Origin of the sequence: Bradyrhizobium hipponense (assembly GCF_008123965.1) — a bacterium.
GTDB classification, from domain to species: Bacteria; Pseudomonadota; Alphaproteobacteria; order Rhizobiales; family Xanthobacteraceae; genus Bradyrhizobium; species Bradyrhizobium hipponense.
This window is the reverse complement of sequence record NZ_VSTH01000010.1, coordinates 1-24607: the sequence shown is the minus strand read 5'-3', so window position 1 is coordinate 24607 and position 24607 is coordinate 1. Positions and strand designations below refer to the sequence as shown.

At 65.2% G+C, this 24607-nt stretch carries 18 protein-coding genes; 12 read left to right on the top strand and 6 right to left on the bottom strand.

Translation table 11 applies throughout. From position 1 onward, the window contains the following. Positions 1–272: 272 nt before the first annotated feature. The 4 genes from gyrB to FXV83_RS01510 all read left to right on the top strand — a co-directional run bounded on the left by gyrB (position 273) and on the right by FXV83_RS01510 (position 6352). Positions 273–2708 (top strand): DNA topoisomerase (ATP-hydrolyzing) subunit B, encoded by a 2436-nt coding sequence (gene gyrB, locus FXV83_RS01525; RefSeq protein ID WP_148737081.1) that lies wholly within the window; start codon positions 273–275, stop codon positions 2706–2708. A gap of 265 nt (positions 2709–2973) precedes the next feature. After that, complete coding sequence (murA, locus tag FXV83_RS01520; RefSeq protein ID WP_148737079.1) at positions 2974–4269, top strand: UDP-N-acetylglucosamine 1-carboxyvinyltransferase; 1296 nt, start codon at positions 2974–2976, stop codon at positions 4267–4269. A 209-nt stretch (positions 4270–4478) separates the two neighbouring features. Then, positions 4479–5870, top strand: coding sequence for an MATE family efflux transporter (locus tag FXV83_RS01515; protein WP_148737077.1), 1392 nt, complete (start codon positions 4479–4481; stop codon positions 5868–5870). Continuing rightward, positions 5867–6352 carry a DUF2867 domain-containing protein gene (locus tag FXV83_RS01510; RefSeq protein WP_148737075.1) on the top strand — a complete coding sequence of 162 codons (486 nt, stop codon included), beginning with the start codon at positions 5867–5869 and terminating at the stop codon, positions 6350–6352. Before FXV83_RS01515 ends, FXV83_RS01510 begins: the two co-directional genes overlap by 4 nt. Here the strand turns inward: FXV83_RS01510 and FXV83_RS01505 are convergent, their stop codons facing one another. Beyond that, positions 6353–7468 carry an FUSC family protein gene (locus FXV83_RS01505; protein WP_148737073.1) on the bottom strand — a complete coding sequence of 372 codons (1116 nt, stop codon included), beginning with the start codon at positions 7466–7468 and terminating at the stop codon, positions 6353–6355. Between the two features lie 122 nt (positions 7469–7590). On the opposite strand from FXV83_RS01505, the gene FXV83_RS01500 reads away from it, so the two are divergent. Continuing rightward, positions 7591–8964, top strand: a complete 1374-nt coding sequence (locus FXV83_RS01500) for an MmgE/PrpD family protein (RefSeq protein ID WP_148737071.1) — start codon at positions 7591–7593, stop codon at positions 8962–8964. A 200-nt stretch (positions 8965–9164) separates the two neighbouring features. Here the strand turns inward: FXV83_RS01500 and FXV83_RS01495 are convergent, their stop codons facing one another. Together FXV83_RS01495 and FXV83_RS01490 are read right to left on the bottom strand one after the other, a co-directional pair. Further along, complete coding sequence (locus tag FXV83_RS01495; protein WP_148737069.1) at positions 9165–10592, bottom strand: serine hydrolase domain-containing protein; 1428 nt, start codon at positions 10590–10592, stop codon at positions 9165–9167. 147 nt (positions 10593–10739) lie between these two features. Continuing rightward, on the bottom strand, positions 10740–11801 hold the full coding sequence (locus FXV83_RS01490) for an AraC family transcriptional regulator (protein ID WP_148737067.1): 1062 nt from the start codon (positions 11799–11801) through the stop codon (positions 10740–10742). A gap of 189 nt (positions 11802–11990) precedes the next feature. Between FXV83_RS01490 and FXV83_RS01485 the strand changes: the two genes are divergently transcribed. The 3 genes from FXV83_RS01485 (at position 11991) to FXV83_RS01475 (ending at position 16351) form a co-directional block, all read left to right on the top strand. After that, a complete protein-coding gene (locus FXV83_RS01485) occupies positions 11991–12908 on the top strand; it encodes a pirin family protein (protein WP_148737065.1) in 918 nt (305 codons plus the stop codon). Positions 12909–12985: 77 nt separating this feature from the next. Further along, positions 12986–13900, top strand: coding sequence for a phosphoribosylaminoimidazolesuccinocarboxamide synthase (locus tag FXV83_RS01480; RefSeq protein ID WP_148737063.1), 915 nt, complete (start codon positions 12986–12988; stop codon positions 13898–13900). A 240-nt stretch (positions 13901–14140) separates the two neighbouring features. After that, entirely contained in the window at positions 14141–16351 is a 2211-nt protein-coding gene (locus tag FXV83_RS01475; RefSeq protein ID WP_148737061.1) for an SLC26A/SulP transporter family protein, read from the top strand. Positions 16352–16471: 120 nt separating this feature from the next. On the opposite strand, the gene FXV83_RS01470 is transcribed toward FXV83_RS01475, so the two are convergent. Together FXV83_RS01470 and FXV83_RS01465 are read right to left on the bottom strand one after the other, a co-directional pair. After that, positions 16472–17965 (bottom strand): NAD-dependent succinate-semialdehyde dehydrogenase, encoded by a 1494-nt coding sequence (locus tag FXV83_RS01470; protein ID WP_148737059.1) that lies wholly within the window; start codon positions 17963–17965, stop codon positions 16472–16474. 109 nt (positions 17966–18074) lie between these two features. Then, complete coding sequence (locus FXV83_RS01465) at positions 18075–18395, bottom strand: hypothetical protein (protein ID WP_148737057.1); 321 nt, start codon at positions 18393–18395, stop codon at positions 18075–18077. 348 nt (positions 18396–18743) lie between these two features. Between FXV83_RS01465 and FXV83_RS01460 the strand changes: the two genes are divergently transcribed. After that, the gene (locus FXV83_RS01460; protein ID WP_187435580.1) at positions 18744–19937 is read left to right on the top strand and encodes a serine hydrolase domain-containing protein; all 1194 of its coding nucleotides are present in this window, start codon (positions 18744–18746) and stop codon (positions 19935–19937) included. Between the two features lie 233 nt (positions 19938–20170). Here FXV83_RS01460 and FXV83_RS01450 read toward each other — a convergent pair whose 3' ends face one another. Further along, positions 20171–21172 (bottom strand): adenosine kinase, encoded by a 1002-nt coding sequence (locus FXV83_RS01450; RefSeq protein WP_148737051.1) that lies wholly within the window; start codon positions 21170–21172, stop codon positions 20171–20173. Positions 21173–21296: 124 nt separating this feature from the next. Between FXV83_RS01450 and murJ the strand changes: the two genes are divergently transcribed. The 3 genes from murJ (at position 21297) to FXV83_RS01435 (ending at position 24578) form a co-directional block, all read left to right on the top strand. Further along, on the top strand, positions 21297–22847 hold the full coding sequence (gene murJ / locus FXV83_RS01445) for a murein biosynthesis integral membrane protein MurJ (RefSeq protein ID WP_148737132.1): 1551 nt from the start codon (positions 21297–21299) through the stop codon (positions 22845–22847). 87 nt (positions 22848–22934) lie between these two features. Next, positions 22935–23987: a tryptophan--tRNA ligase gene (gene trpS / locus FXV83_RS01440; protein WP_148737049.1), complete on the top strand. Its 1053-nt coding sequence runs from the start codon at positions 22935–22937 to the stop codon at positions 23985–23987. 96 nt (positions 23988–24083) lie between these two features. Next, positions 24084–24578 (top strand): universal stress protein, encoded by a 495-nt coding sequence (locus tag FXV83_RS01435; protein WP_187435579.1) that lies wholly within the window; start codon positions 24084–24086, stop codon positions 24576–24578. Positions 24579–24607 lie beyond the last annotated feature (29 nt).

Here is a 24607-nt window from a genome sequence, read left to right as displayed (position 1 = left end):
GTTCCGGGGCGCGCAAGGCGTCTCGGAACCGCGCTTCCCATACCCGCAAAATCCACGCCTTCCGGGACTGAAAACCAGGGGCCGAATCGGGCTTTTCGCAGTGCCCCAAATCAGCTTTCAAACGGCTTGAAAACCGGGCGAAAATCCCTATCTGCTCAAAGGGTTGCGGGAGGATACTTTGCGCTAGGCGCAATCCTCCTTTCATGGCACAAATAGCTGCAATCAGCGCCTTTTTGCGCCGCTGATTCGACGACATCCTCGAAGGCCTCTCAATGACAGAACCTGCCCGGCAGACGACCGCCGAAACCGAGCCCACTCCCGCGAATGAATACGGCGCGGAATCGATCCGGGTGCTCAAGGGTCTCGATGCCGTCCGCAAGCGTCCGGGCATGTATATCGGCGATACCGACGACGGCAGCGGCCTGCACCACATGGTCTATGAGGTGGTCGATAACGCCATCGACGAGGCTCTCGCCGGCCACGCCACGCGCGTCGATGTGATCCTCAATGCCGACGGTTCCGTTACCGTGCGCGACGACGGCCGCGGCATTCCCGTCGACATCCACAAGGGCGAAGGCATCTCGGCGGCGGAGGTCATCATGACCCAGCTCCACGCCGGCGGAAAGTTCGACCAGAACTCCTACAAGGTGTCCGGCGGATTGCACGGCGTCGGCGTCTCCGTGGTCAACGCCCTGTCCAGCAAGCTGGGCTTGCGGATCTGGCGCGACAACAAGGAGCACTACGTCGAGTTCGCCCATGGCGATGCCGTCGCCCCGCTCAAGGTGGTCGGCGACGCGCCGGGCAAGCGCGGCACCGAGGTGACGTTCCTCGCCTCGCCCGACACCTTCAAAAACATCGAATATGATTTCGCGACCCTCGAGCACCGGCTGCGCGAGCTCGCCTTCCTCAACTCCGGCGTCAACATCGCCCTCTCCGACATGCGTCACGCGGTCGAGAAGCGCGAGGAGATGCATTATTCCGGCGGCGTCGAGGAGTTCGTCAAATATCTCGATCGCAACAAGAAGGCGATCGTGCCGGCGCCGATCATGGTGCGCGCGGACGCCAACGGCATCGGCGTCGAGGCCGCGCTGTGGTGGAACGACAGCTACCATGAGAACGTGCTGTGCTTCACCAACAACATCCCGCAGCGTGACGGCGGCACTCATCTCGCCGGTTTCCGCGGCGCGCTGACGCGCCAGGTCAACGGCTATGCCGAGAACAATGCGAAGAAGGAAAAGATCGCGCTGACTGGCGACGACTGCCGCGAAGGCCTCACCGCGGTGCTGTCGGTGAAGGTGCCCGATCCAAAGTTCTCGTCGCAGACCAAGGACAAGCTGGTGTCCTCGGAAGTGCGTCCCGTGGTCGAGAACGTCCTGAACGAGGCGCTGCAGGCCTGGTTCGAGGAGCACCCCAGCGAAGCCAAGATGATCGTCGGCAAGGTGATCCAGGCCGCCGCCGCCCGCGAAGCCGCGCGAAAAGCGCGCGAGCTGACGCGCAAGAGCCCGCTTTCGGTCTCCTCGCTGCCCGGCAAGCTCGCCGACTGCCAGGAAAAGGACCCGGCGAAATCCGAGCTGTTCATCGTCGAGGGCGATTCGGCAGGCGGCAGCGCCAAGCAGGGCCGCAACCGCGAATTCCAGGCGGTGCTGCCGCTGCGCGGCAAGATCCTCAACGTGGAACGCGTGCGTCCTGACAAGATGCTGGGCAGCGAGCAGATCGGAACCTTGATCACCGCGCTCGGCACCGGCATCAGCGACGAGTTCTCGATCGAGAAGCTGCGCTATCACAAGATCATCGTGATGACGGACGCCGACGTCGACGGCGCGCACATCCGCACCCTGCTGCTCACCTTCTTCTACCGCCAGATGCGCGATATCATTGACGGCGGCTATCTCTATATCGCCCAGCCGCCGCTCTACAAGGTCAACCGCGGCAAGTCCGAACAGTACCTGAAGGACGAGCGGGCGCTGGAGGATTATCTGATCGATACCGGGCTCGATGATTGCGTTTACAGTCCCGGCACCGGCGGCGATCGCACCGGCCGCGATCTGCGTTCGCTGATCGACGATGCCCGCACCGTCCGCGGCGTCCTGCGCAGCCTGCACAGCCGCTACAATCGCAAGGTGATCGAGCAGGCCGCCATCACCGGCGTGCTCAACAAGGCGATCTACGGCGATCCGGAGAAGGCCGCCGCAGCCGCAAAATACATTGCCGCCCGCCTGGACACTCTGGCCGAGGAGGTCGAGCGCGGCTGGATCGGTCAATACGTGGAAGGCCAGGGTTTCCAGTTCGAGCGCACGGTGCGCGGCGTCAAGGAAGCCGCCGTCATCGACGACGCCTTTCTGGGATCGGTCGAAGCCCGCAAGCTCGACGAGTACACGGAGAAGCTCCAGGAGGTTTACGCCCGCCCCGGCAAGCTGCGCCGCAAGGATGTCGAGCACATGGTCTACGGCCCCGTCGACCTGTTCGAAGCGGTCACCGACGCCGGCCGCAAGGGCGTCACGCTGCAACGCTACAAAGGTCTCGGCGAGATGAACCCCGAGCAGCTGTGGGAGACGACGCTCAACATCGACGCGCGCTCGCTGCTCCAGGTCAAGGTCAAGGAGGTCGACGAGGCCGACGACATCTTCACCAAGCTGATGGGCGACGTCGTCGAGCCGCGCCGCGACTTCATCCAGGAACATTCGCTGAGCGCGACGATCGATATCTGAGGCTTGCATTCGCCCTCATCCTGAGGAGCCCGCGACAAGCGGGCGTCTCGAAGGATGGCCGCGGGCGAGAGCGGGGCCTTCATGGTTCGAGACGCGCGTACCGCGCTCCTCACCATGAGGGTCTTGTGACGCGGCGAGCCCAAAGGCCTCTTCGGGCCCAATGAGCGACCTCAGTCCGCGACAAGTGCAGAATTGCTACCCTGCTCAATTCTCTGTATTTTCCGCTCCCGAAGCGGCCCGGCTCAATCAACAGGACAGAACCCAAGTGGCGCCCATCCAATATATCGTCGAGGGCGGTCACCGGCTCTCGGGCTCGATCGAGCCGTCCGGCAACAAGAATTCGGCGCTGCCGATCATCGCGGCCGCGCTGCTCACCGAGCATCCGGTGACGCTGGAGAACGTGCCGCGGATCCGCGACACCGAGACGCTGGTCGAGCTGATCCGCTCGGTCGGCGCGTCGGCCGAATGGACCGCCCGCAATACGCTTGTCATTCACGCCAAGAGCATCCGCGCCGCCGATCTCGACCCCGAGCTCTGCGTCCGCATCCGCGCTTCCATCCTGCTCGCAGGTCCCCTGCTCGCCCGCTGCGGCGAGGTGATGCTGCCGCCGCCTGGCGGTGACGTCATCGGCCGGCGCCGGCTGGACACGCACATGCTGGCGCTGGAGCAGCTCGGGGCCAAGGTGACCGCGACCGACCGGCTTGAATTCCGCGCTTCGAAGCTCACCGGCGCCGACGTGTTCCTGGACGAGCCCAGCGTCACCGCGACCGAGAACGCGCTGGTCGCGGCCGTGGCCGCCGACGGCATCACGTATTTGCGCAACGCCGCCTCCGAGCCGCATGTGCAGGACCTCGCCAACTTCCTGGTGGCGCTCGGTGCCAGAATCGAAGGCATCGGCACCAACACCATGATCGTGCACGGGCCGGCGACGCTGGGTTCAGTCACTTACAGGATCCAGCCTGACCATATCGAGGTCGGCTCGCTGATCGGACTTGCCGCCGTGACGCGCTCGCCCTTGCGCATCGTGCGCGCCGGCGTCGAGCATCTGCGCTCGATCCGCATGGGGTTCGAACGGCTCGGCATCGTCTGCCGCGTCGAGGGCGACGACCTGATCGTGCCCTCGAACCAGACGCTGAAGATCCAGGACGATTTCGGCGGCCACGTGCCGAAGCTGGAGGACCAGCCCTGGCCGGCCTTCCCCGCCGACCTGATGTCGATCGCAATCGTCACCGCCACGCAGTGCGAGGGCGTGATCCTGATGTTCGAGAAGATGTTCGAGTCGCGGATGTTCTTCGTCGACAAGCTGATCGCGATGGGCGCGCGCATCGTGCTGTGCGACCCGCACCGCGCCATCATCGCCGGACCCAGCCGCCTGCGCGGCGCGCCGATGACCTCGCCGGATATCCGCGCCGGCATGGCGATGCTGCTTGCGGCGGTCTGCGCCGAGGGCACATCGACGATCAACAATGCCGACCAGATCGAGCGCGGCTACGAGCGCATTGAGGAACGGCTGAACGCACTCGGCGCCAGGATCAAGCGCGTGCCCGAACGCAAGGGCTGAGGGCTCCCTCCCTTCTCCCCTTGTGGGAGAAGGTGGCGCGAAGCGCCGGATGAGGGGTATCTATCCGCACGACGACTGCGAAAGGCTCGCTCGCGGAGACAACCCCTCACCCGTCTCGCCGCTACGCGACGAGCCACCCTCTCCCACAAGGGGAGAGGGGAAAAAAGCGGGGCCATGTTTTCGACGCGTGGCTGTGTTATTCACCCGCCATGCTCGACACCGTCCAGTCTCGTTCGCAGCCGCAAGGCGTGCAGCCCAACCATCTCGCCGATGAATTCGTCGAGACGCTGCGGCTGGCCGTGCCGATGATGCTGACGCAGCTCGGGCAGATCGCGATGATGACGACCGATCTCGCGCTGATCGGTCGGCTCGGCGAGGACGCGGTCGCGGCCGCTGCACTGGCCCATACAGTCTATTTCGTCAGCTTCACGTTCGGGCTCGGCCTCGTGGTGGCGGTATCGCCGCTGGCGGCGCAGGCGTTTGGTGCCGGCGACGTCAGACGGCTCCGGCACGCCTTGCGGGCCGGCTTGTGGATCGCGCTGCTGATCTCGCTGCCGATGATGGCCTCGCCGCTCTATGGCGAACGGATCTTATTGGCGCTCGGACAGGCGCCGCATTCCGCAAGCCTTGCCCAGCACTATCTGAACGGGCTGGCCTGGGGCATCGCGCCGGCGCTCGCTTTCGTCGCGCTGCGCAGCATGATGAGCGCGGTGAACCGGCCGCTGGCGCCGCTGTGGATCACGCTCGCGGCGATCCCCGCCAATGCCGCGCTGGTTTATGTCCTGATCCACGGCCTGTTCGGCCTGCCGGAGCTCGGCCTGCTCGGCGCCGGCCTTGCGACCACGCTGGTCAATGCCGGCACCTTCGCTGCCGCAATCGCCATTGTGGGCTTGCGAAAGCCGTTCGCCGATTATCGTCCGCTTGCCCATCTCTGGCGGATCGACTGGCCTTTGATGCGCGAGCTCGTCATGATCGGCGCCCCGATCTCGCTGTCCCTGCTGATGGAGTATGGCCTGTTCTCGTCGGCCGCGCTGTTGATGGGGCTGATTTCGACCACCGCACTCGCCGCGCATCAGATCGCGCTCCAGGTCACGGCCGTACTGTTCATGGTCCCGCTCGGCATTGGCATGGCCGCGACCGTGCGGGTCGGCCACGCCTTCGGCAGCGGCGATCCGCTCGCGGTGAAGCGCGCGGGTCTGGTCGCCGCCGTGCTCGGGATCGCGCTGGTGTCCGCTCTCACGATCGCGATCGTGCTCGGCCGCTACGCGCTGGGCCGGCTGTTCTTCGGCAGCGGCGAATCCAACGCGGCTACCGTCGAGCTGACGGCAATGCTGCTCCTGGTCGGCGCGACCTTCTTCATCGCCGACGGCCTCCAGACCATCATGGGCGGCGCGCTGCGCGGCATCAATGACACCCGGATGACGCTCATGTTTGCTGCGATCGGCTATTGGTGCATCGCCTTCCCGATTGCCTGGATGCTGGCCTTTCACGCCGGACTTGGTGCCGTCGGCGTCTGGATCGGACTGTCGATCGGGACGTTTATCTATGCCGGGCTGCTGATCTTGCGGTTTCGGATGTTGGCGCGCAGATTGGGCGCATGACCTCGGTCCGCGAAGTTACCCCAAATGTCGACGCGAATGCTGTGCTCGCTGGCGCGCAGTTCATCGACGCCTTTCGCGTCGAGATCGGCACGGCCAACCTCGACGCGCGGCAGGCCTGCACCCGGATGGTGCTGCACGGACCGCGCTGGATCGATGCGCTGGTGCGCCTGCGCAATGTTCTGGTAACGCCGTTCGGGCTCAAGACCTCGGGCGAAGGCGCGCCGGCGCCGGGCGGCCTGATCGGCCTGTTTCCGGTGCTCAGCGAAACCCCGGAGCGACTGGTGGCGGGCTTCAACGATTATCACCTCGATTTCCGCCTGGTGGTCGATGTCAACGGCGAAACGACGCGCCGCCAGGTCACCTCGACCACGCTGGTGCGGACGCATAATCTGCTCGGCCGCACCTACCTCACGTTGATCATGCCGTTCCACAAGCTCGTGGTGCGCAGCATGTTGGGACGAATCGTGGAGCCGGCGCGATAGCTAATCGGCAACCCGCGGAGGCTTGTCCGACATAGCCTCCGACCACTCGCCGACGACACGATCGAGGTCACCGAGATTCTGGTGCATCTGCTCCAGCGAAAAGCCGATGGCGAAGAAGCGCTCCGCGGTATCGCTGGGCTGGCCGCGGATCAGGCCGTCCTGGCGCACGGCGGCGACTGCCTCGGCGTAGTGCTGGAGCGCGACATGCACGGGGTGGATCGGCGGCGCGCCGGCGCCGGCCCGCAGCGCCTCGGCCGCGGACTTCAGAAAGCGTGCTATCGCCGCGCTGACCTCCGAAAGCGGCGCGGCGAGCCTGATCTGCACGTCGGCCGGCAGCGGCACCACGGTGGCGCGGCCGATCATCACGACATCATGGCGCAGCCGCAAAATCGTGCGCAGCAGCGGGCCGGTGTCGGGGCCGCTCGACAGACGCGCAGCGCGCTCGCGTTCGGCCTCGGCACCGATGGCATTCATGCCCACCATCGCGGTGCCGATGCCGTCCTGGATCCGGTGCAGCGCGTCGTTGTCGCGGCCGCGGGTGAGCCCTGCGAGCAGTTCGGTAAAGGCCTCCGCGATTAGCTCAAGCAGTTTTGCCGCGCTGGCGCGGATCTGCCGCACCGCGCGCGAGGGCAGCACCACGAAGGAGACCAGCAATCCCGTGATGGCGCCGACCCCGACCTCGCTGACGCGGTCGATCGCCGAGGTCATGGGATCGGAATGGTGCATGGTCGGAACCAGCAGCACGATCACGGCGGTCACGGTGGCAGCGCTGAGGCTCGGATTGATCGCGGCGATGAAGGCGAGCGGGGCGACCGAGAGCACCAGCAGGCCCAGCAACCCGAACTCGCTTGAATACGGAATCAGGATCGCGATGGCTCCGCCATAGATGGCGCCGCCGATGGTGCCGAGCATGTAATCGCGCGTCGCCTTCAGCGAGCGCCCGACGCTCATCTGGGTCACGATCAGCGAGGTCAGCACCGCCCAGAGCGGCAGCAACAGATGCAGCGCCGTGGCAATTGCGTAAGCCGCGGTCGCCGCCACCGTGACCCGGATCGCCAGTCCCAGCTGCGTTCGCCGCGACCGGATCCGGTCGAACAGCTGTCTTGCGAGTGTCATCACCAAATGTCCCGGTCGCCGATCCCGTCCATGCCGGCAGCATGGCTGATGCCCGCAGCCGCCAGGCCGCTTGAAAGGCCAAATCAGCCCGCCTAACTTGCGCGCCAAAACGAGGAAACACGATGGCCCACGAAACCGCAACGCTCGCCGCCTACGTCGCCAGCCTGAAATATCAGGACATTCCGGCCGAAGTGCTGGATCGGGCCAAGGTGCTGACGCTGGATTTCCTCGGCAGCGCGATCCGGGCGAGGCGCGAGGCGGAATCCACCCCGTCGCTGCTCAAAATGCTGGAGGCGCTGGCGCTCGACACCAAGGGCGAGTCCACCGTGTTCGGCGATGCCAAGACCTGGACACCGGCGGTCGCGGCGCTGCTCAACGGCGCGCTCGGCCACTCCCTCGACTTCGACGATACCCACGCCGATTCCTCACTGCATCCGAGCGCGCCGGTCGTTCCCGCTGCCTTCGCCGTCGGCGAGATGGTCGGCGCCTCCGGCCGCGACGTGCTGACAGCGATCGTCGCAGGTTATGAAGTCTGCTGCCGGCTCGGCAACGCGCTCGATCCGACTTCGCATTATGCCCGCGGCTTCCATCCGACCGCGACCGCCGGCACCTATGGCGCGGCGGCAGCGGCGGCCAAGCTGTTCGGCCTCTCCGACAAGCAAATCATCGCCGCCTTCGGCGTCGCCGGCAGCCAGGCCGCCGGTTCGCTGCAATTTCTGGTCAACGGCGCCTGGAACAAGCGCTACCAGGTCGGCGCTGCCGCGATGAACGGCGTGATCGCCGCGACGTTGGCGCGCAGCGATTTCGTCGGCGCGACGGAATCGGTCGAAGGCAAGCACGGCCTGCTCGCCGGCTATACCGACGACGCGCATCCGGACAAAGCCGTCGCCGGGCTCGGCACGAGCTATGAGACGATGAAAATCGGCGTCAAGCCGTATCCGAGCTGCCGCTACACCCACGCGGCGATCGATGCGCTGATCGCGATGCGACGCGAGCACAATCTGACGCCCGACCAGGTCAAGCGCGTCGAGATCGGCCTGCATCGCAACGGCATCACGCTGACCGGCGATGCCGCGACCAAACGCCATCCCACCTCGATCGTCGGCGGCCAGTTCTCGATGTTCTTCACCGGCGCGCTCGCGCTCGACCAGGGCAGCTTCGGCTGGGACGACTATCGCCGCCTCGGCGATGCCGCGATCGACGCACTCGCCGACAAGTTCGACGTGGTGCAGGACGACCGGCTCGAGATCGGCCGCACCCACCCCTTTGGCGCCCGCGTCAGCATCACCACCGACGATGGCGTGCACGAACGAATCTACGCCGATCCATCCGGCGAGCCGACCTCCTTCCCGGATGCGCAAGCGATGCAGCAGAAGTTTCTGACTTTGGCACGGCCCGCGCTGAACGCGCGGGCGGAGAAGCTTGCGGATGCGATCATGTCGCTGGAGCGGTTCGACCGCGTGGCGAAGGCGACGGAGCTGGGGAGGCAGAGCTAGCGACGTACGGACGCTCCCCTTACCCTCCCCTGGAGGGGGAGGGTCGGCGCGCAGCGCGACAGCGATGCGAGACGGGGTGGGGTGATCTCTCAGCACGGAACAGCGTTCGACGCGGAGACACCGTCACCCCACCCCGTTTCGCATTTCGCTTCGCTGCATGCGAAACGACCCTCCCCCTCCAGGGGAGGGTAAGAAACAGCTCAATCCATCCCCGCCATCTTCCCTTTCTCGCGCGTTGCCGCCACCACATCCCGCACGAGCTGAAACACGCCATCGGCCTCCTGCGGCCAGTTGGGCGAGCGGCCCAGGCGGACGATGACCAGGCGCTCCGACGGAATCACGATCGCGTATTGCCCGATCGTACCCTTGGCGAAGAACGCATCGCGCGGCCAGCCGTGCTCGACGCGGTAGGTCGCGCCAAAACTGTCGCCTTGGTTGCTCCAGAAGCCGGCGCCGATGCCGACCCACGCGTTTGGCGTCGGCGAAGCCGAGTAGCTCACCCATCCCTCCGGCAGGATGCGCTTGCCGCCGGCCATGCCGTCATTGAGATAGAGCTGGCCGAAACGCGCCCAGTCGCGCGCGGATGCCAGCATCTCGCTCGATCCCTCCACTGTGCCGGCACCGTCAAGCTGGAGCGTGACGTGGCGCATGCCGAGCGGCGCGAAAAGTACGCGGCGCGCGAAGGCAAGCACGTCGGCCGGATTGCCACCGGTCGCGTTGCGGATCAGATGCGAGAGAATCAGGATGTTGCCGTCGTGATAGTTCCACGCGGCGCCCGGTGTGGTCTTGAGCGGCATGCTTTCGGCATAGGCGGCCATATCGCCTTCCATGAACTTCATGCGATTGACCGGCTCGAAGGCGGAGCCGAGCGAAGCCTGCAACGAGCTTCCGAGGGCAAGGCCAGCGGTGTGACGCAGCAGCTGATCGACGGTGATGGCATGCCGCGGGTCATCCGGGTCCTTCCAAGCGGCGACCGGCGCGGGCCCATCGAGCTTCAGCTTGCCTTGACGCACCAGCACGCCGATCAGCGCCGAGGTCACCGATTTCGTCATGGAGAAGCCGAGCAGCGGCGTCTCCGGTCCAATGCCGTCCGCATAGCGCTCCGCGATGACGCGGCCGGACTTCATGACGACGATGGCGCGGGTGTGCCGGTAGGGCGGCTGCGCGGGTTCAGTGAAGGCGCGGTCGAGTGCGGCGGTCAGTTGCGGAGTTTGCGGCGACACGATCGACGGGCCAGCGATCTCCGGCAGCAGCGCGGGGTGCCTGTCATCCGCGGGCGCCGTGACGTCGGCAAGCGCCGCGCCATGATCGAGCGTGCAGCCGAGCCCCTCGCGATAGACGGCATGGCTGCGGCCGATGCCGAACAACGTCACGGTGATGTCCTTGCGCGCGCGATCGACTTGGTAATCCATCGCCCAGGTGATCAGGCTGGTGCCGGGCATCGCATCGGTGGTCTCGCTGAAATTGCGCCGGGGATCGAGGTTTGAGACGAACGTCTCGGCGCAGAGGATGCCGGCGACGAAACCGGTAGCGACCTTCGGCACGTCGCGGGCGCGCGCCGCGCCGAGCGCGAGACCAGCACAGGCGATGGCGGTGGTGAGGAGGACGATCTTGCGGCGGCGGGTCACGGGCTTTCTCCGGCTTGGGCGAATTGCGCCGAAGAGGAAGCGGGATGTGCGAGAGCTCTGCTCGCCGGATTTGGAAAACGGCATCGCCGAAGCTTCGCAGAGGCTTGCCGATTCCAAAATTATCCAATTATTCCAGCGGATTAGAGATCAGATCGCATTCACCTTGAGCCGCCGATACTCCGTCGGCGTCACGCCTGTGACCGCCTTGAAGGCGCGGTTGAAAGGGCCGAGCGACTGGAAGCCGGCGTCCATGGCGATGGTGATGACGGGCACCGCGGCCTGCGCGGGGTCGGCGAGTGCGGCCTTGGCCTCCTCGATGCGGTGGTTGTTCAGGAAAACGTTGAAGTTGCGGTAGCCGAGCCGCTGGTTGATCAGCCGGCGCAGCCGGTACTCCGGAATCTTCAGCCGGCCGGCCAGCACGCCGATGGTGATGTTCTCGTGGCGATAGATCCGCTCGTCCGCCATCAAGCGCATCAAGGCATCGATCAGCTTTTGGTCGGCAGTGTCGTCTGCCGCAGGCTGGCTGAAAACGATCGCCGGCGCAGTCTCCGCGGTGGCCGGAAACAGGTCGGTGCCGTCGACACGCAGCATGGCGTAAGCGATCGCCGCGACGATGCAGGCAAGCACGCCGGCATTGATCGTGTTGGCGAAATCGCCGACATCGCTGCCGGCAACAAAGATCTGGAGGACCGCGTTCAACCCGCCATAGAGCGCAGCGGCGCAGACGATGAAGACGCGAACACGACGGCGGCGCTCGACCAGATCGGCCGGCCACGAGGCGATCGTCTGCACGACGGCGAGCGCGATGAAGCCGAGCACGATCAGATTGACCATCGTGACGGAGAAACGGGCGTTCCCGCCCGGTGCGATCCAGAGGCACCCGACGAAGCTGAAGGCCGTCACCAGCCCCCAGATCGATCCATGCCACCAGTGCAGGCGAAAATCGTCGTCAAACAGCGCGCGCGTGAACAGCCAGAACACCACGATGTTGCCGGTCGACAGCGCGATCAGCGGTGCATGCCAGGCCGGAACCAGAGACGACACGCCGACCGAATAGCTTGCCGCATGCGCGGCCGACCCCAGCGCGAACGCAGCGCCGAGCCGGGCCGCCAGCACGTTGCGAAAATCCGAGAGCAGTGACGCAGCCAGCACCACAAGCAGCGCGACGGCGGCAGAGCGGAAGGCAAGTTCAAGAGCGGCTGACGTCATCAGATGCTTTGGCCGATTGGTATGAGGGAGCCGAACATCGTCTGTCGGGCCAACTTTTTCAAGCACCATCCGGATGGCAGGCTTAGCGACGCTTCATCACACGCGTGCGATGTTAGGTCCCGGCATTGCCGCGACGTCGGCGCCAAATCCTGCTAGGATCGTGCCTAAGAAAGCCAAAAGGAGTCCACCATGAGCTGGCAGCCCTCCAACGATCCCGTGCTCGGCGATCCCATGTCCTGCGATGCGCTCGACCTCGTCATCGTGCCGCGCACCCGCGATCTCGGCGACGGATTTCAAGTGCGGCGTGCGCTGCCGCATGGCAAGCGGCAGATGGTCGGTCCCTTTATCTTCTTCGACCATTTCGGCCCGGTTCAGTTCATCTCCGGCAAGGGCATGGACGTGCGGCCGCATCCGCATATCGGACTTGCCACCGTCACCTATCTGTTTGACGGCGCGATCATGCATCGCGACAGCGAGGGCAACGTCCGGGAGATTCAGCCGGGCGCCATGAATCTGATGACGGCCGGCCGCGGCATCGCCCATTCCGAACGCACGCCGGATGCGCAGCGCGCCTCGGGCCAGAAGATGCTGGGGCTGCAAAGCTGGATCGCGCTGCCGGCCGGATCGGAAGAGATCGCGCCGTCGTTCCAGCATTACGGCGCGGGCGATTTGCCGATGATCTCGGAGCGCGATTTCACCGCGCGGGTGATCGCGGGCTCCGCGTTCGGCATCGCCTCGCCGGTCTCGATGGTGTCGCCCTGGTTCTACACCGAGGTGACGGCCGTTGCGGGCGCAAGCGTGCCGCTCGACCCCGATCATGAGGAGCGCGCCATCTACGTCGTCGACGGCGAGGTCGAGATCGCGGGCGAGCGCTACGAGGGGCCCCGGCTATTGATCTTCCGGCCCGGCGACCGCATCACGGTGAAGGCGCTGAAGGCCACGCGGATGATGTTTCTCGGCGGCGATGCGCTGGAAGGGCCGCGCCACATCTGGTGGAATTTCGTCTCCTCCAGCAAGGAGCGGATCGAGCAGGCCAAGCAGGACTGGAAAACCGGCCGCTTTGCGGCGGTTCCACAGGAACATGAGTTCATTCCGCTGCCGGAATAGGCTAATCCGGTTTCCGGTCGCGCTGTCCGGCGCGGCTGGATTTTCTGCGCGAAAGCCTGCCTGCGAAAGTATTTCCGATGACCACCATGCTCTCCAGCGACCTGCCCCTGCCCAAGATCGGGCGCGGCAAGGTCCGCGATATCTACGCCGTCGACGACGACCGCCTGCTGCTCGTCACCACCGACCGCATCAGCGCCTTCGACGTCGTGATGGGCGAGACCATCCCGATGAAGGGCGCGGTGCTGACGCAAGTGAGTGCGTTCTGGTTTGGTGAGCTCGAAGGCGTGGTGCCGCATCACATGATCAGCGCCGACACCGACGCGATCATCGCAGCCGTGCCGGCCTTGAAGCCGCATCGTTCCGAGATTCTCGGCCGCGCCATGCTCTGCCGCCGCACCACCGTGTTTCCGATCGAATGCGTGATCCGCGGCTATCTCTCCGGTTCGGCCTGGAAGGAATATGCGGCGAGCGGCACGCTTGCGGGCGAGAAGTTGAAAGCCGGACTGGTCGAGAGCGAGAAGCTCGATCCGGCGATCTTCAGTCCGGCGACCAAGGCCGAGACCGGCCATGACGAGAACATCACCATCGCGCGGATGCGCGAGGTCGTCGGCGACGAGACGGCCTATACGCTCGAAAGCATGACGCGCGCGATCTACACGCTGGGCGAGGAGCTGGCGCGCGAGCAGGGTATCATCATCGCGGACACCAAGTTCGAATTCGGCCGCGACAAGGACGGACGCATCATCCTGATCGACGAGGTGATGACGCCGGACTCCTCGCGGTTCTGGGCGGTCAGTGCCTACAAACCCGGCCAGCCACAGGCCAGCTTCGACAAGCAACCGCTGCGCGACTATCTCGACGTCGAGCGCCGCGCCGGCCGCTGGAACGGCGACGCCCCGCCGCCGCCATTGCCCGCGAGCGTGGTGGAGGCGACCAGCAAGAGGTATCTGGAAGCGTATCGCCGGGTGACCGGGAGCGAACTGAAGATTTAGCCCGGCTGTCGCTCCAAGCTCCGTCATTGCGAGGGAAGCGAAGCAATCCAGACTGTCTCCGCGGTGGGATTCTGGATTGCTTCGCTGCGCTCGCAATGACGTGGAGAGGCCGGGCCCCCTAAATCGCTGCCGAGGTCGCCCCGAAACTATCGGCAATTTCACACTTGAAAGAATCCTGTTGCACTAGGCTCGCAGTCGTCTACGTCTCGGACGGCAATCCTTATGAGCGAGTTTCAGCACGTGACAGATCCAGCAATTGGCTTCGGTCCGGTCACTGGGGTCAATCCGTCGCTCAAGCGTGCGCTGAATGATATTTTGGGCGGAGGGGCCGCCAGCGTCCTGACCGTCACCTTCGGGCTGTCCTACGCGCTGCTGATCTTCGCCGGTCCGCTGTCGCCTTATCTGTCCTACGGCATTGCCGCGACCTTCATCAGCTCCGCGGTGCTCGCGGCCGTCATCGGGCTGGGAAGCTCCCTGCCCTTCGCAATCGCCGGCCCCGACAGCTCGACCGCCGCGGTGACCGGCATTATGGCCGCCTCGCTGGTCGAACGCATCGAAGCGGCGCATTTACCCCTGCTCCCGCCCGTGCTGATCACGCTTGGCCTGTCGACCGTGCTGACCGGGGTCGTGCTGTGCGGATTGGGACTGACACGGATGGGCCGCGCCATCCGCTACGTGCCTTATCCGGTGGTCGGCGGCTTCCTCGGCGCCACCGGACTGCTGATCGTGATGGGTGCGATCCGGGTGATCACCGATCATCCCGTGCAGCTGGCCACGCTGCCGCACTTCACCAACGGCGTCACGCTTTCAGAACTGGGCGCCGCCTGCGCGATGGCGCTGGTGCTGTACCTGACCTGGCACCGCTCGCGCAGCGCGTTCGGATTGCCGATCATCCTGATCGGCGGCATGCTCACCGCACATCTGGTGTTCTGGATCGCGGGCATCTCACCGGAGGAGGCGCGTGCCCTGGGCTGGACCTTCCAGCCGCCGCCGCCGGCGACATTCATGCTGCCCTGGCACACCGACGATCTTGCCCGCTATCCCTGGTCCGCGGTGCCGGACCTGCTCGGTAACGTCGTCGCCGTCATCTTCGTCACGGCCTCAAGCACGCTGTTCAACACGACGGGAATCGAGGTTGCCGTGCATCGCGAGGCCAATCTGGAGCGCGAGCTGAACGTCACCGGCGCCGCCAACATCCTGACCGGCGCCCTCGCCGGCTATGCCGGCTGTGTCTCGGTCAGCCGCTCGATCCTCAATTTCTCCAGCGGTGGCCGCGGGCGCCTGTCCGGCCTCACGGTTGCAGCCATGTCGCTGCTGATGCTCGCCGTCGCACCGGAGCTGCTCGGCTTCATGCCGAAATTCGTGCTCGGCGGCCTGCTGCTCTATCTCGGCGCCGACCAGCTGCACAAATGGCTGATCGAGTCGCGCAAGCGTCTGTCCCGGCTCGAATATCTGTCGCTGGTCGCCATCATCGCGATCATCGTCGCCTGGGGCTTCGTGCCGGGCATCCTGATCGGCGTCGTCATCGGCTGCGCGACCTTCGCGTTCAGCGCGGCGCGGGTCGAATCGATCAAGTACAGCTTCGACGGTTCCGAATATCACTCTTCGCTCGACCGCTCGCGCGACGACCAGCAGGTGCTGCTGGCCCATGGCGGCAAGATCCAGGGCCTCAATCTGCAGAGCTATCTGTTCTTCGGCTCCGCCAACCGGCTCTACCAGCACGTCAAGCTGCTGCTCCAGCAGCGGCCGGAGTGCCGCTATCTGCTGGTCGACTTCAAGCTCGTCACCGGCGTCGATTCCTCGGCCGCCTACAGTTTCGCCCAGATCAAGCGCAGCGCAGGTGACCTCGGCGTCGAGCTGATCCTGGTGCACCTGTCGGCTGCCGCCGAGAAGGTGCTGCGCTCCAGCGATTTCATCGGCGCAGGCGTTACCGTCATTCCCGAGCTCGATCATGCGCTTGAGTGGTGCGAGAACGAGCTCATCGCGCAGCACCAGGAGCTGGCGCAGGAGGAGGCGAGCCTGCGCGATTGGTTCACGGGGATGCTCGACAGCGAGGACGACGCCGACGAGCTGATCCGCCGCTGCCAGCGCCTCGAGGTCGAGGCCGGCGAAATCATCGTGCAGGCCGGCGATCCCGCCGATTCCATGCACTTCATCCTCGACGGCCGCGTCGGCATCATGATCCCGGCCGACGACGACCGCACCACCCGCGTGCGCAGTCTCGGCCGCTACACCACGATCGGCGAGATGGGACTGGTGTCACAGACCCCGCGCAGCGCCACCATCCAGGCCGAGGTCGACAGCGTGCTCTATGTGCTGAACACGCACCAGTTCGACGCGATCAAGAGCGAGGATCCCGCGCTCAGCCACAAGCTGCTGACCTATTTCGTCTCGGTCATGGCCGAGCGGCTGACATTTGCAAATCGGACGATCTCGGTGCTGCGGCGGTGATCAGCCTATAGCTTCGTCATTGCGAGGAGCTCTTGCGACGAAGCAATCCAGACTGTCCCCGTGGAAAGATTCTGGATTGCTTCGCTTCGCTCGCAATGACGTGGAGGAATAACGGCGGCCTCACACCCCCGCCATCATCACGTATTTGATCTCGACATATTCTTCCATGCCGTGATGCGAGCCTTCGCGCCCCAAGCCGCTTTCCTTGACGCCCCCGAAGGGCGCGACTTCGGTGGTGATCAGGCCGGTGTTGACGCCGACCATGCCGGATTCCAGCGCTTCGGCGACGCGCCAGACGCGGCCGAGATCGCGGGCGTAGAAGTAGGAGGCGAGGCCGAACGGCGAGGCGTTGCACATGGCGATGACGTCGGCTTCGTCCTTGAAGCGGATCACCGGGGCGAGCGGACCGAACGTCTCCTCCTGCGCGACCAACGAATCCGGCTTGACGTCGGCGAGCACGGTCGGCTCGAAGAAGGAGCGCCCGAGCTCGCTGCGCTTGCCGCCGGTGACGATCTTGGCACCGCGCTTCATGGCATCGGCGATGTGGCGTTCGACCTTGTCGACCGCTTTCATGTTGATCAGCGGACCCTGGATGACGCCGCTCTCGGTGCCGTCGCCGATCTTCATCGTGGCAACTTTCTTCGACAGCTTCTGCACGAACTCGTCGTAGATCTTGTCCTGGGCGTAGAGGCGATTGGCGCAGACGCAGGTCTGGCCCATGTTGCGGTATTTCGAGACGATCGCGCCTTCGACTGCCGCATCGATGTCGGCGTCGTCGAACACCACGAACGGCGCGTTGCCGCCGAGCTCGAGGCCGAGCCGCTTCACGCCGACGGAGGCCTGCTGGTACAAAATCTTGCCGACGGCGGTCGAGCCGGTGAAGCCGACGAAGCGCACCGCCGGATGCTCGCACAGCACCTTGCCGATCGGCGGCGCATCGCCGGTGATGATGTTGAACACGCCCTTGGGCACGCCGGCCTTCTCCGCCAGCACCGCAAGCGCCAGCGCCGACAGCGGCGTTTCATTGGCGGGCTTGAGCACCACGGTGCAGCCGGCCGCGAGCGCCGGCGAGACTTTTCGCGTGATCATCGAGTTCGGGAAATTCCACGGCGTGATCGCGCCGCAGACGCCGATCGGCTGCTTGATCGCGAGCAGGCGCGCATCGGCGCGCTGGGTCGGGATGGTCTCGCCATAGACGCGGCGCGCTTCCTCCGCGAAGAATTCGACATAGGCGCCGCCGATGTCGACCTCACCGAGCGCCTCGCTGAGCGGCTTGCCCTGCTCTGAAGTGAGGATCAGCGCGAGGTCCTCGCGGTTAGCGATAATCAGCTCGAACCATTTACGCAGGATGTTGGAGCGCTGCTTGGCGGTGTGCTTGGCCCAGGCCGGGAACGCACGCTCGGCGGCTTCCACGGCCCTGGTGGCATCATCGGCCGAGAGCTGCGGCACCTTTGCGAGCTCGACGCCGGTCGCCGGATTGTTCACGGCAAGCTTCGGCGAACCGACCCAGGCGCCATCAATGTAGCAGGCCTCCTTCAGCAGCGAGGGGTCCTTCAACCGGTCGCGCAGGGCGGCGGTGGTGTGCTGAGCGCGTGCGGCGGAGGTCGGGGACATGGCGTTACTCCTTCGGACGATCGGATCGGCCGGAATATAGGGACAAGCGGCGCGCAATGCACCGTCCCGCAACGCGCATCTGCCTATGACGAAATTGGGAGCCGGAGCGTCAGGCCGCGCCGCTCATATAGGTCTCGCGCCGTCCGATCATGCGCTCTGCGGCCGCCTTGGCGCCGGCCTTCGAGGAGGTCGCACAGGTGCGGTATTCGAGATCGGGGGCGTCGGACGTGTCGCGGCGGCCGAACCAGGATTTTGAACCGACCGGAAGCAGCGCCAGGGCCTGCGCCAGATTATCGACGGCGCCGAAGGAATAGAGCGCGCCGGTACCGGCGATGCGGACTTCGTAGATGCCGGGCGAGATCGGCGCCTCGAGATTCTCGCCCCGTCCGGGACGGGGATAGCGTTTCCATTCGCTCCAGGTCGAAATCATCAAAGGTCCCCTCGCGGCCGATGACCGCCAAATTGACATCAAGTCTTAACGGCGGCCGCGCGATTGGGCCGGGTGCTGAGCGCCGCAACGCACAAAATGTTTCAAGTGCTCGAAAACTCTCGAAACATATCGCCTCGACCCATTCCGGGTCACCGCGAAGTGCGGCCATCCACCGCAGATTGTGAGGAGGAGGTGTTGCAGTTCAGCCGCCTTGTCGTCCTGCGTCAGGCGCGGACCGTCAAGTCACGACATCGCGACCGGCGCAGGCGGGTGGATGTGCTTGCCGCGCGGCGGATGCGGGAGGACAATCGATCACTTCAAACAATAATCAAACCGGAGGAAACGCGCATGCAAAGCCAAGCAGAGATCGACGAAGTCCTGCGCAAGAAGAGCGACGCAAAAGAGATTCCCGGCGTCGTGGCGATTGCCGCCAGCGGCAGCGAAGTGCTGTATCAGGGGGCATTCGGCAAACGCGATTTGTCCAAGCCCGATGCGATGACCACGGACAGCGTGTTCTGGATCGCATCGATGACGAAGGCGGTGACGACCGCAGGCGCGATGCAACTGGTCGAACAAGGCAAGCTGTCGCTGGATGCGCCGATCGGATCGGTGCTGCCCGATCTCGCCACGCCGCAAGTACTCGAAGGCTTCGACGCCAATGGCGAGCCGAAGCTACGGCCGGCCAAGGGGCCGATCACGCTGCGCCAGCTTATGACCCACACCGCCGGCTTCTGCTACAACATGTGGAACGGCGATCTCGCGATCTATCTGGAGAAGACCGGCACGCCGGCAATCACGACCTGCCAGAACGCCGCGCTGAAGACGCCGATCGCGACCGATCCGGGCACGCGCTGGGAATACGGCACCAATATCGATTTTGTCGGCAAAGCCGTGGAAGCCATCACCGGCATGCGGCTCGATGCCTATTTGCGAGATCATGTATTCGCTCCGCTCGGCATGAACGACACCGCATTCAAGATCACCGACAGCATGCGCAAGCGCCTCGTCGGCATGCACGCGCGCGGCGAGGATGGCCAGCTCGCCGCGATCCCGTTCGAGCTCGAGCAGGAGCCGGAATTCCATATGGGCGGCGGCGGCCTTTACGGCACTGCCGGCGACTACATCAAGTTCACCCAGATGATCCTGAACAAGGGCCGCGGCAACGGCAACCAGGTGCTGAAGCCCGAGACGGTCGCGACAATGGGGCAGAACCACATCGGTGACATCAACGTCACCAGGATGAATTCGGTGGCGCCGATGTACAGCAACGACGTCGATCTCTATCCGGACCAGGTGAAGAAGTGGGGCCTGAGCTTCATGATCAACACTGCCAAGACGGCGGAAGGCCGCAGTGCCGGCAGCCTTGCCTGGGCAGGCCTCGCCAACACCTATTACTGGATCGATCCTGTGCGCGACGTCACCGGCGTGATCCTGATGCAGGTGCTGCCGTTCGCGGACGCCAAGTGCCTGGAGGCGTTCGCTGAGTTCGAACGTGGGGTGTATGCCGGGCTCGATGCGGGAAGCGGGCAGAAGGCGGCTTAGTTGCGCGACTCGCACCACCCGTCATGGCCGGGCTTGTCCCGGCCATGACGCCTCGCGGCTCGAAGGACGTGGATGCCCGGGACAAGCCCGGGCATGACGACTGAGGGTCAGGCCGACATCTGCCTCCACATCGTCATTGCGAGCGAAGCGAAGCAATCCAGTCTGTCTCTGCGGAAAGACTCTGGATTGCTTCGCTTCGCTCGCAATGACGGAATGCGCGGAGGCTGCTCGCCTTACCCCGTCAGCCCGCGCTGCTTGGCGAGCTCCTTCAGCGACACTTGCGGGCGCGCGCCGATGTGCTGGATCACTTCGGCCGCCGCCAGCGCACCGAGCTCACCGCACTGCTTGTACGCAAGGTTACGCGCGAGGCCGAACAGGAAGCCGGCGGCGAAGAGGTCGCCGGCGCCAGTGGTGTCGACCAGCTGGGCAATGGGGAACGCGGGCGCGGCAACGGCGTCTTCCGGCGACACTACCATGCAGCCCTTCTCGCTGCGGGTGACCACGCCGAGATTGACATCGTTGCGCAGCTGCTTCAGCGCGGTGTCGAAGTCGGAGGTCGTGTAGAGCGAGTGCAGCTCGGACTCGTTGGCGAAGACGATGTCGACAGTGCCGTTGCGCATCAGCGCCAGAAACTCGTCGCGGTAGCGATCGACGCAGAACGAATCCGACAGCGTCAGCGCCACCTTGCGCTTGGCGTCATGGGCGATCTTGGCGGCCTTGACGAAAGCGTCCTTGGCGTTCTTGGGGTCCCAGAGATAGCCCTCGAGATAGACGATGCCGGCGCCGGCGATCTCGGCCGGATCGATGTCGGCGGGCGACAGATCCTGCGCGGCGCCGAGATAGGTGTTCATGGTCCGCTCGCCGTCCGCGGTGACCAGGATGTAGGAGCAGCCGGTGGCGGCGCCGTCCTTGGCGGCGGGCGTGTTGAAGGCGACGCCGGCAGCGCGGATGTCATGCATATAGAGCTTGCCGATCTGGTCGTCCTTGACCTTGCCGACATAGGCCGCACGGGCACCAAGGCTCCCAATGCCGACGATGGTATTGGCAGCCGAGCCGCCCGAGACTTCGGTGGCCGGGCCCATGTCCTGGTAGATGGCGGCGGCGCGGGCCTCGTCGATCAGGGACATGCTGCCCTTGGTCATGCCGTGCCGGGCGAGAAAGGCCTCGTCGGTCCGGACCAGCACGTCGAACAGCGCATTGCCGATGCCGAGAACGTCATATTTCACGTCAGCCATTCACTTTGATCCCGTTGCCCGATTGCGATCTCGCGGAAAATCCGCTTCCTGTCGGCCTGAAAATGTAGCTCGCGGCCTATCACGACCGGCCGTGCCCGAGCAAGCAACGGTATTATTACGCCAGATGATCCGCTCCTTCCTGACGGTATCTACGGGAACACTGGCCTCGCGGCTACTGGGTTTTGCGCGCGATTCCATGATTGCCGCATTGCTGGGCACCGGCGCTGTGGCGGATGCGTTTCTGGCGGCGTTTCAGCTCGTCAACGTGGTGCGGCGGCTGCTCAGCGAGGGCGCGCTGAACGCGGCGCTGATTCCGGCCTGGCTGCGCATCCGCGAGCGCAATGGCGACAAGGCCGCAGCGGCGTTCGCAGGACGCGTGCTCGGCACGGTCAGTGCGACCCTGATCGGAATCTCGATCGTCATTGCGCTCCTGATGCCGCTGATCATCACGGTCATTGCGCCCGGATTTCTTGGTAGCGGCACGCTCGATCTCGCCGTCCAGAACGCGCGGCTGATGCTGCCCTATCTCGCCTTTGCCGGCCCCGTCACCGTGCTGATGGGACTGCTCAACGCGCAGGGGCGGTTTGCGCTCACGGCGTTCTCGCCGCTGCTGTTCAACATCGCGCTGATCGTCGCGATCGCGGCGCTGTTGCTCGGCCACGCCGACGCTGTCTTGGCCGCGTGGATGCTGGCCGCCACCGTCGGCGTCGCCGGCCTGCTGCAGCTCCTGATGCTGCTGTCGCAGCGGAACGCACATCTTGCGACACCGCTGCGCGCAAATTTCGACAAGGAGATGCGCGGCTTCTTCGCCAAGGCTATCCCAGGCATGATCGCGAGCTCGGGCCCGCAATGGCTGATGGTCGCCGGCGCGATCATCGCCTCGGCCACGCCGTCCGCTGTCTCCTGGCTCTATTTCGCCAACCGCCTGATCGAGCTGCCGCTCGGCATCGTCGGTGTCGCCATGGGTACCGTGCTGGTGCCGGAGCTGACGCGCGCGGTGGCTAGCTGCGACCGCAACGCGGTGGCGCATGCGGAATCGCGCGCGCTGGAACTAGCAGCCGGGCTTACGCTGCCCGCAACGCTCGGCCTGATCGTGCTGGCCGAGCCGATCGTGCGGCTGTTGTTCGAGCATGGCGCGTTCGGCGCCGGTGACAGCGCAGCCACCGCGCATGCACTGATGTGGCTGGCGCTGGGCCTGCCGGCTCATGTGCTGATCAAGGCGCTGTCGCCGGCCTTCTATGCCCGCAGCGACACGATGGCGCCGCTGCTTGCAACCGCCAAGGGGTTTGTGGTCGCCGTCGCGCTCGCGGTCTTGCTCGGCCATTTTTTCGGCGCAACCGGGATCGCCGCGAGCATCGCGGCAGGCGCCTGGAGCAGCGCGCTCGCCCTGCTGCGAAAGGGCACGACCGAGTTCGGCTTCTCGGTCGACGCGGCCGCCCGCAAGCGGCTGCCGCGGATCGTACTCGCCGCGGCCGTCATGGGCGCCCTGCTCTGGCTGACCGCGGGCTTCGTGCCTGCCGACAGCCACGGCGTCATCCGTTTCATTGCGGTGGGAGTGCAGATTGCGGCGGGAATCGGCGTCTATGGGCTGCTGCTGCAAATCCTCGGCGTCGCCTCCTGGCGTGAGACGGTTGACGCCTTGAGGAAGCCTGCCCCGCAGGCTCCCGGCGCGTAAAGCTCGCGAATTACACTTGACGACGCTCCGCCGCTGTTGGAAACGACGGCCGATTACCTCCAGGAAAGCTTGCCAGGAAAGCTTAACATGCCATTCGTTGAACGGGTCTTTTCGGGCGTCCAGCCGACCGGCAATCTGCATCTCGGCAATTATCTCGGCGCGATCGTCAACTTCGTGAAGATGCAGGAAACCCACAACTGCATCTATTGCGTCGTCGACATGCATGCGATCACGCAAGGGCTGGACGTCTGGGGCGGACCGGCCGAGCTCGCGCGCAACACCCGCGAGGTGACCGCGGCTTTCATCGCAAGCGGCATCGATCCGAACAAGCACATCGTGTTCAACCAGAGCCAGGTTTCGGGCCATGCCGAGCTCGCCTGGATCTTCAACTGCGTCGCGCGCATGGGCTGGCTGAACCGCATGACGCAGTTCAAGGAGAAGGCTGGCAAGGATCGCGAGAACGCTTCGGTCGGGCTGTACGACTATCCGGTGCTGATGGCGGCCGACATCCTGCTCTATCGCGCGACCCACGTGCCGGTGGGCGAGGACCAGAAGCAGCATCTCGAGCTCTCGCGCGACATCGCGCAGAAGTTCAACAATGATTTCGGCGATTCGATTCGCAGCCACGGCGCCAATGACGGCCTGTTCTTCCCGCTGCCGGAGCCTTTGATCACCGGCCCGGCGACGCGCGTGATGAGCTTGCGCGACGGCACCAAGAAGATGTCGAAGTCGGACGCATCGGACAATTCGCGCATTAATTTGACCGACGACGCCGACACCATCGCGCAGAAGGTGCGCAAGGCGAAGACCGATCCGGAACCGCTGCCGACCGAAGAAAAGGGTCTGGAGGCGCGTCCCGAGGCCGACAATCTCGTCGGCATTTTCGCCGCGCTCTCCGGCCGCTCGAAAGCCGAGGTGCTGCGCGATTTCGGCGGCGGCCAGTTCTCCAGCTTCAAGAACGCGCTGGTGGAGCTGTGCGTCACCAAGCTTTCGCCGATCGCCGGCGAGATGAAGCGCCTCGTCGCCGACCCCGGCCATATCGACGGGATCCTGAACGACGGCGCCGATCGGGCCCGCACCATCGCCGACGAGACCATGAAGCTCTCCAAGGACATCGTCGGTTTCATCCGCCCGCGCTGATTGTTGCGTTCGCGAGCCCGGCGCCGGTCGACCTTCCCTCTCCCAAAGCACGAGGGAGTGTGGCAGCATGCCGGCCGTGCACACGCCGGGACATGCATGACCAGCAAGCGACAGTGCTTCGAGCCGGGTCACAAGCCCAAATGCCTTGTCATCGTTGACGACACTGCCGAATGGGATCGCGCGGTGTATTACGCCAGCCGCTGGGCGATCCGGGCCGGCGGCGGCGTGGTGATGCTGCGCATTATCGAGATCGAGGACCAGAACCAGCAATGGCTGGGGGTCGCCGACATCATGCGCGCCGAGGCACATGAAGAGGCCAATGCCGCGCTCGACCGTGCCACCGGCCGCGCCAATGCCATCGCCGCGATCACCCCGGAACGGGTCATCCGCGAAGGCGCGCCGATGGAACAGTTGCTCGCGGTGATCGACGAGGATCCCGACATCGCCATGCTGGTGCTGGCAGCCAATCCCGGCGCCGAAGGTCCGGGGCCGCTGGTCACACTGCTCGCACATGCGCTCGGCACGTTCCCCGTTCCCGTGACGATCATTTCCGGCGCCCTGAGCGACCAAAGCGTAGATTCGCTGTCGTAGGGCCGCCGCCTCTTACCCTCCCCTGGAGG

Excerpts from the sequence above, each read along its gene's own strand:
- FXV83_RS01505 (WP_148737073.1), bottom strand. The coding sequence starts at position 7,468 with ATGACACTCGCAAGACAGCTGTTCGACCGGATCCGGTCGCGGCGAACG.
- FXV83_RS01515 (WP_148737077.1), top strand. The coding sequence starts at position 4,479 with ATGCTCGACACCGTCCAGTCTCGTTCGCAGCCGCAAGGCGTGCAGCCC.
- trpS (WP_148737049.1), top strand. The coding sequence starts at position 22,935 with ATGCCATTCGTTGAACGGGTCTTTTCGGGCGTCCAGCCGACCGGCAAT.
- murJ (WP_148737132.1), top strand. The coding sequence starts at position 21,297 with ATGATCCGCTCCTTCCTGACGGTATCTACGGGAACACTGGCCTCGCGG.
- FXV83_RS01470 (WP_148737059.1), bottom strand. The coding sequence starts at position 17,965 with ATGTCCCCGACCTCCGCCGCACGCGCTCAGCACACCACCGCCGCCCTG.
- FXV83_RS01450 (WP_148737051.1), bottom strand. The coding sequence starts at position 21,172 with ATGGCTGACGTGAAATATGACGTTCTCGGCATCGGCAATGCGCTGTTC.
- FXV83_RS01485 (WP_148737065.1), top strand. The coding sequence starts at position 11,991 with ATGAGCTGGCAGCCCTCCAACGATCCCGTGCTCGGCGATCCCATGTCC.
- FXV83_RS01500 (WP_148737071.1), top strand. The coding sequence starts at position 7,591 with ATGGCCCACGAAACCGCAACGCTCGCCGCCTACGTCGCCAGCCTGAAA.
- FXV83_RS01490 (WP_148737067.1), bottom strand. The coding sequence starts at position 11,801 with ATGACGTCAGCCGCTCTTGAACTTGCCTTCCGCTCTGCCGCCGTCGCG.
- FXV83_RS01435 (WP_187435579.1), top strand. The coding sequence starts at position 24,084 with ATGACCAGCAAGCGACAGTGCTTCGAGCCGGGTCACAAGCCCAAATGC.
- FXV83_RS01480 (WP_148737063.1), top strand. The coding sequence starts at position 12,986 with ATGACCACCATGCTCTCCAGCGACCTGCCCCTGCCCAAGATCGGGCGC.
- gyrB (WP_148737081.1), top strand. The coding sequence starts at position 273 with ATGACAGAACCTGCCCGGCAGACGACCGCCGAAACCGAGCCCACTCCC.
- FXV83_RS01465 (WP_148737057.1), bottom strand. The coding sequence starts at position 18,395 with ATGATTTCGACCTGGAGCGAATGGAAACGCTATCCCCGTCCCGGACGG.
- FXV83_RS01460 (WP_187435580.1), top strand. The coding sequence starts at position 18,744 with ATGCAAAGCCAAGCAGAGATCGACGAAGTCCTGCGCAAGAAGAGCGAC.
- FXV83_RS01510 (WP_148737075.1), top strand. The coding sequence starts at position 5,867 with ATGACCTCGGTCCGCGAAGTTACCCCAAATGTCGACGCGAATGCTGTG.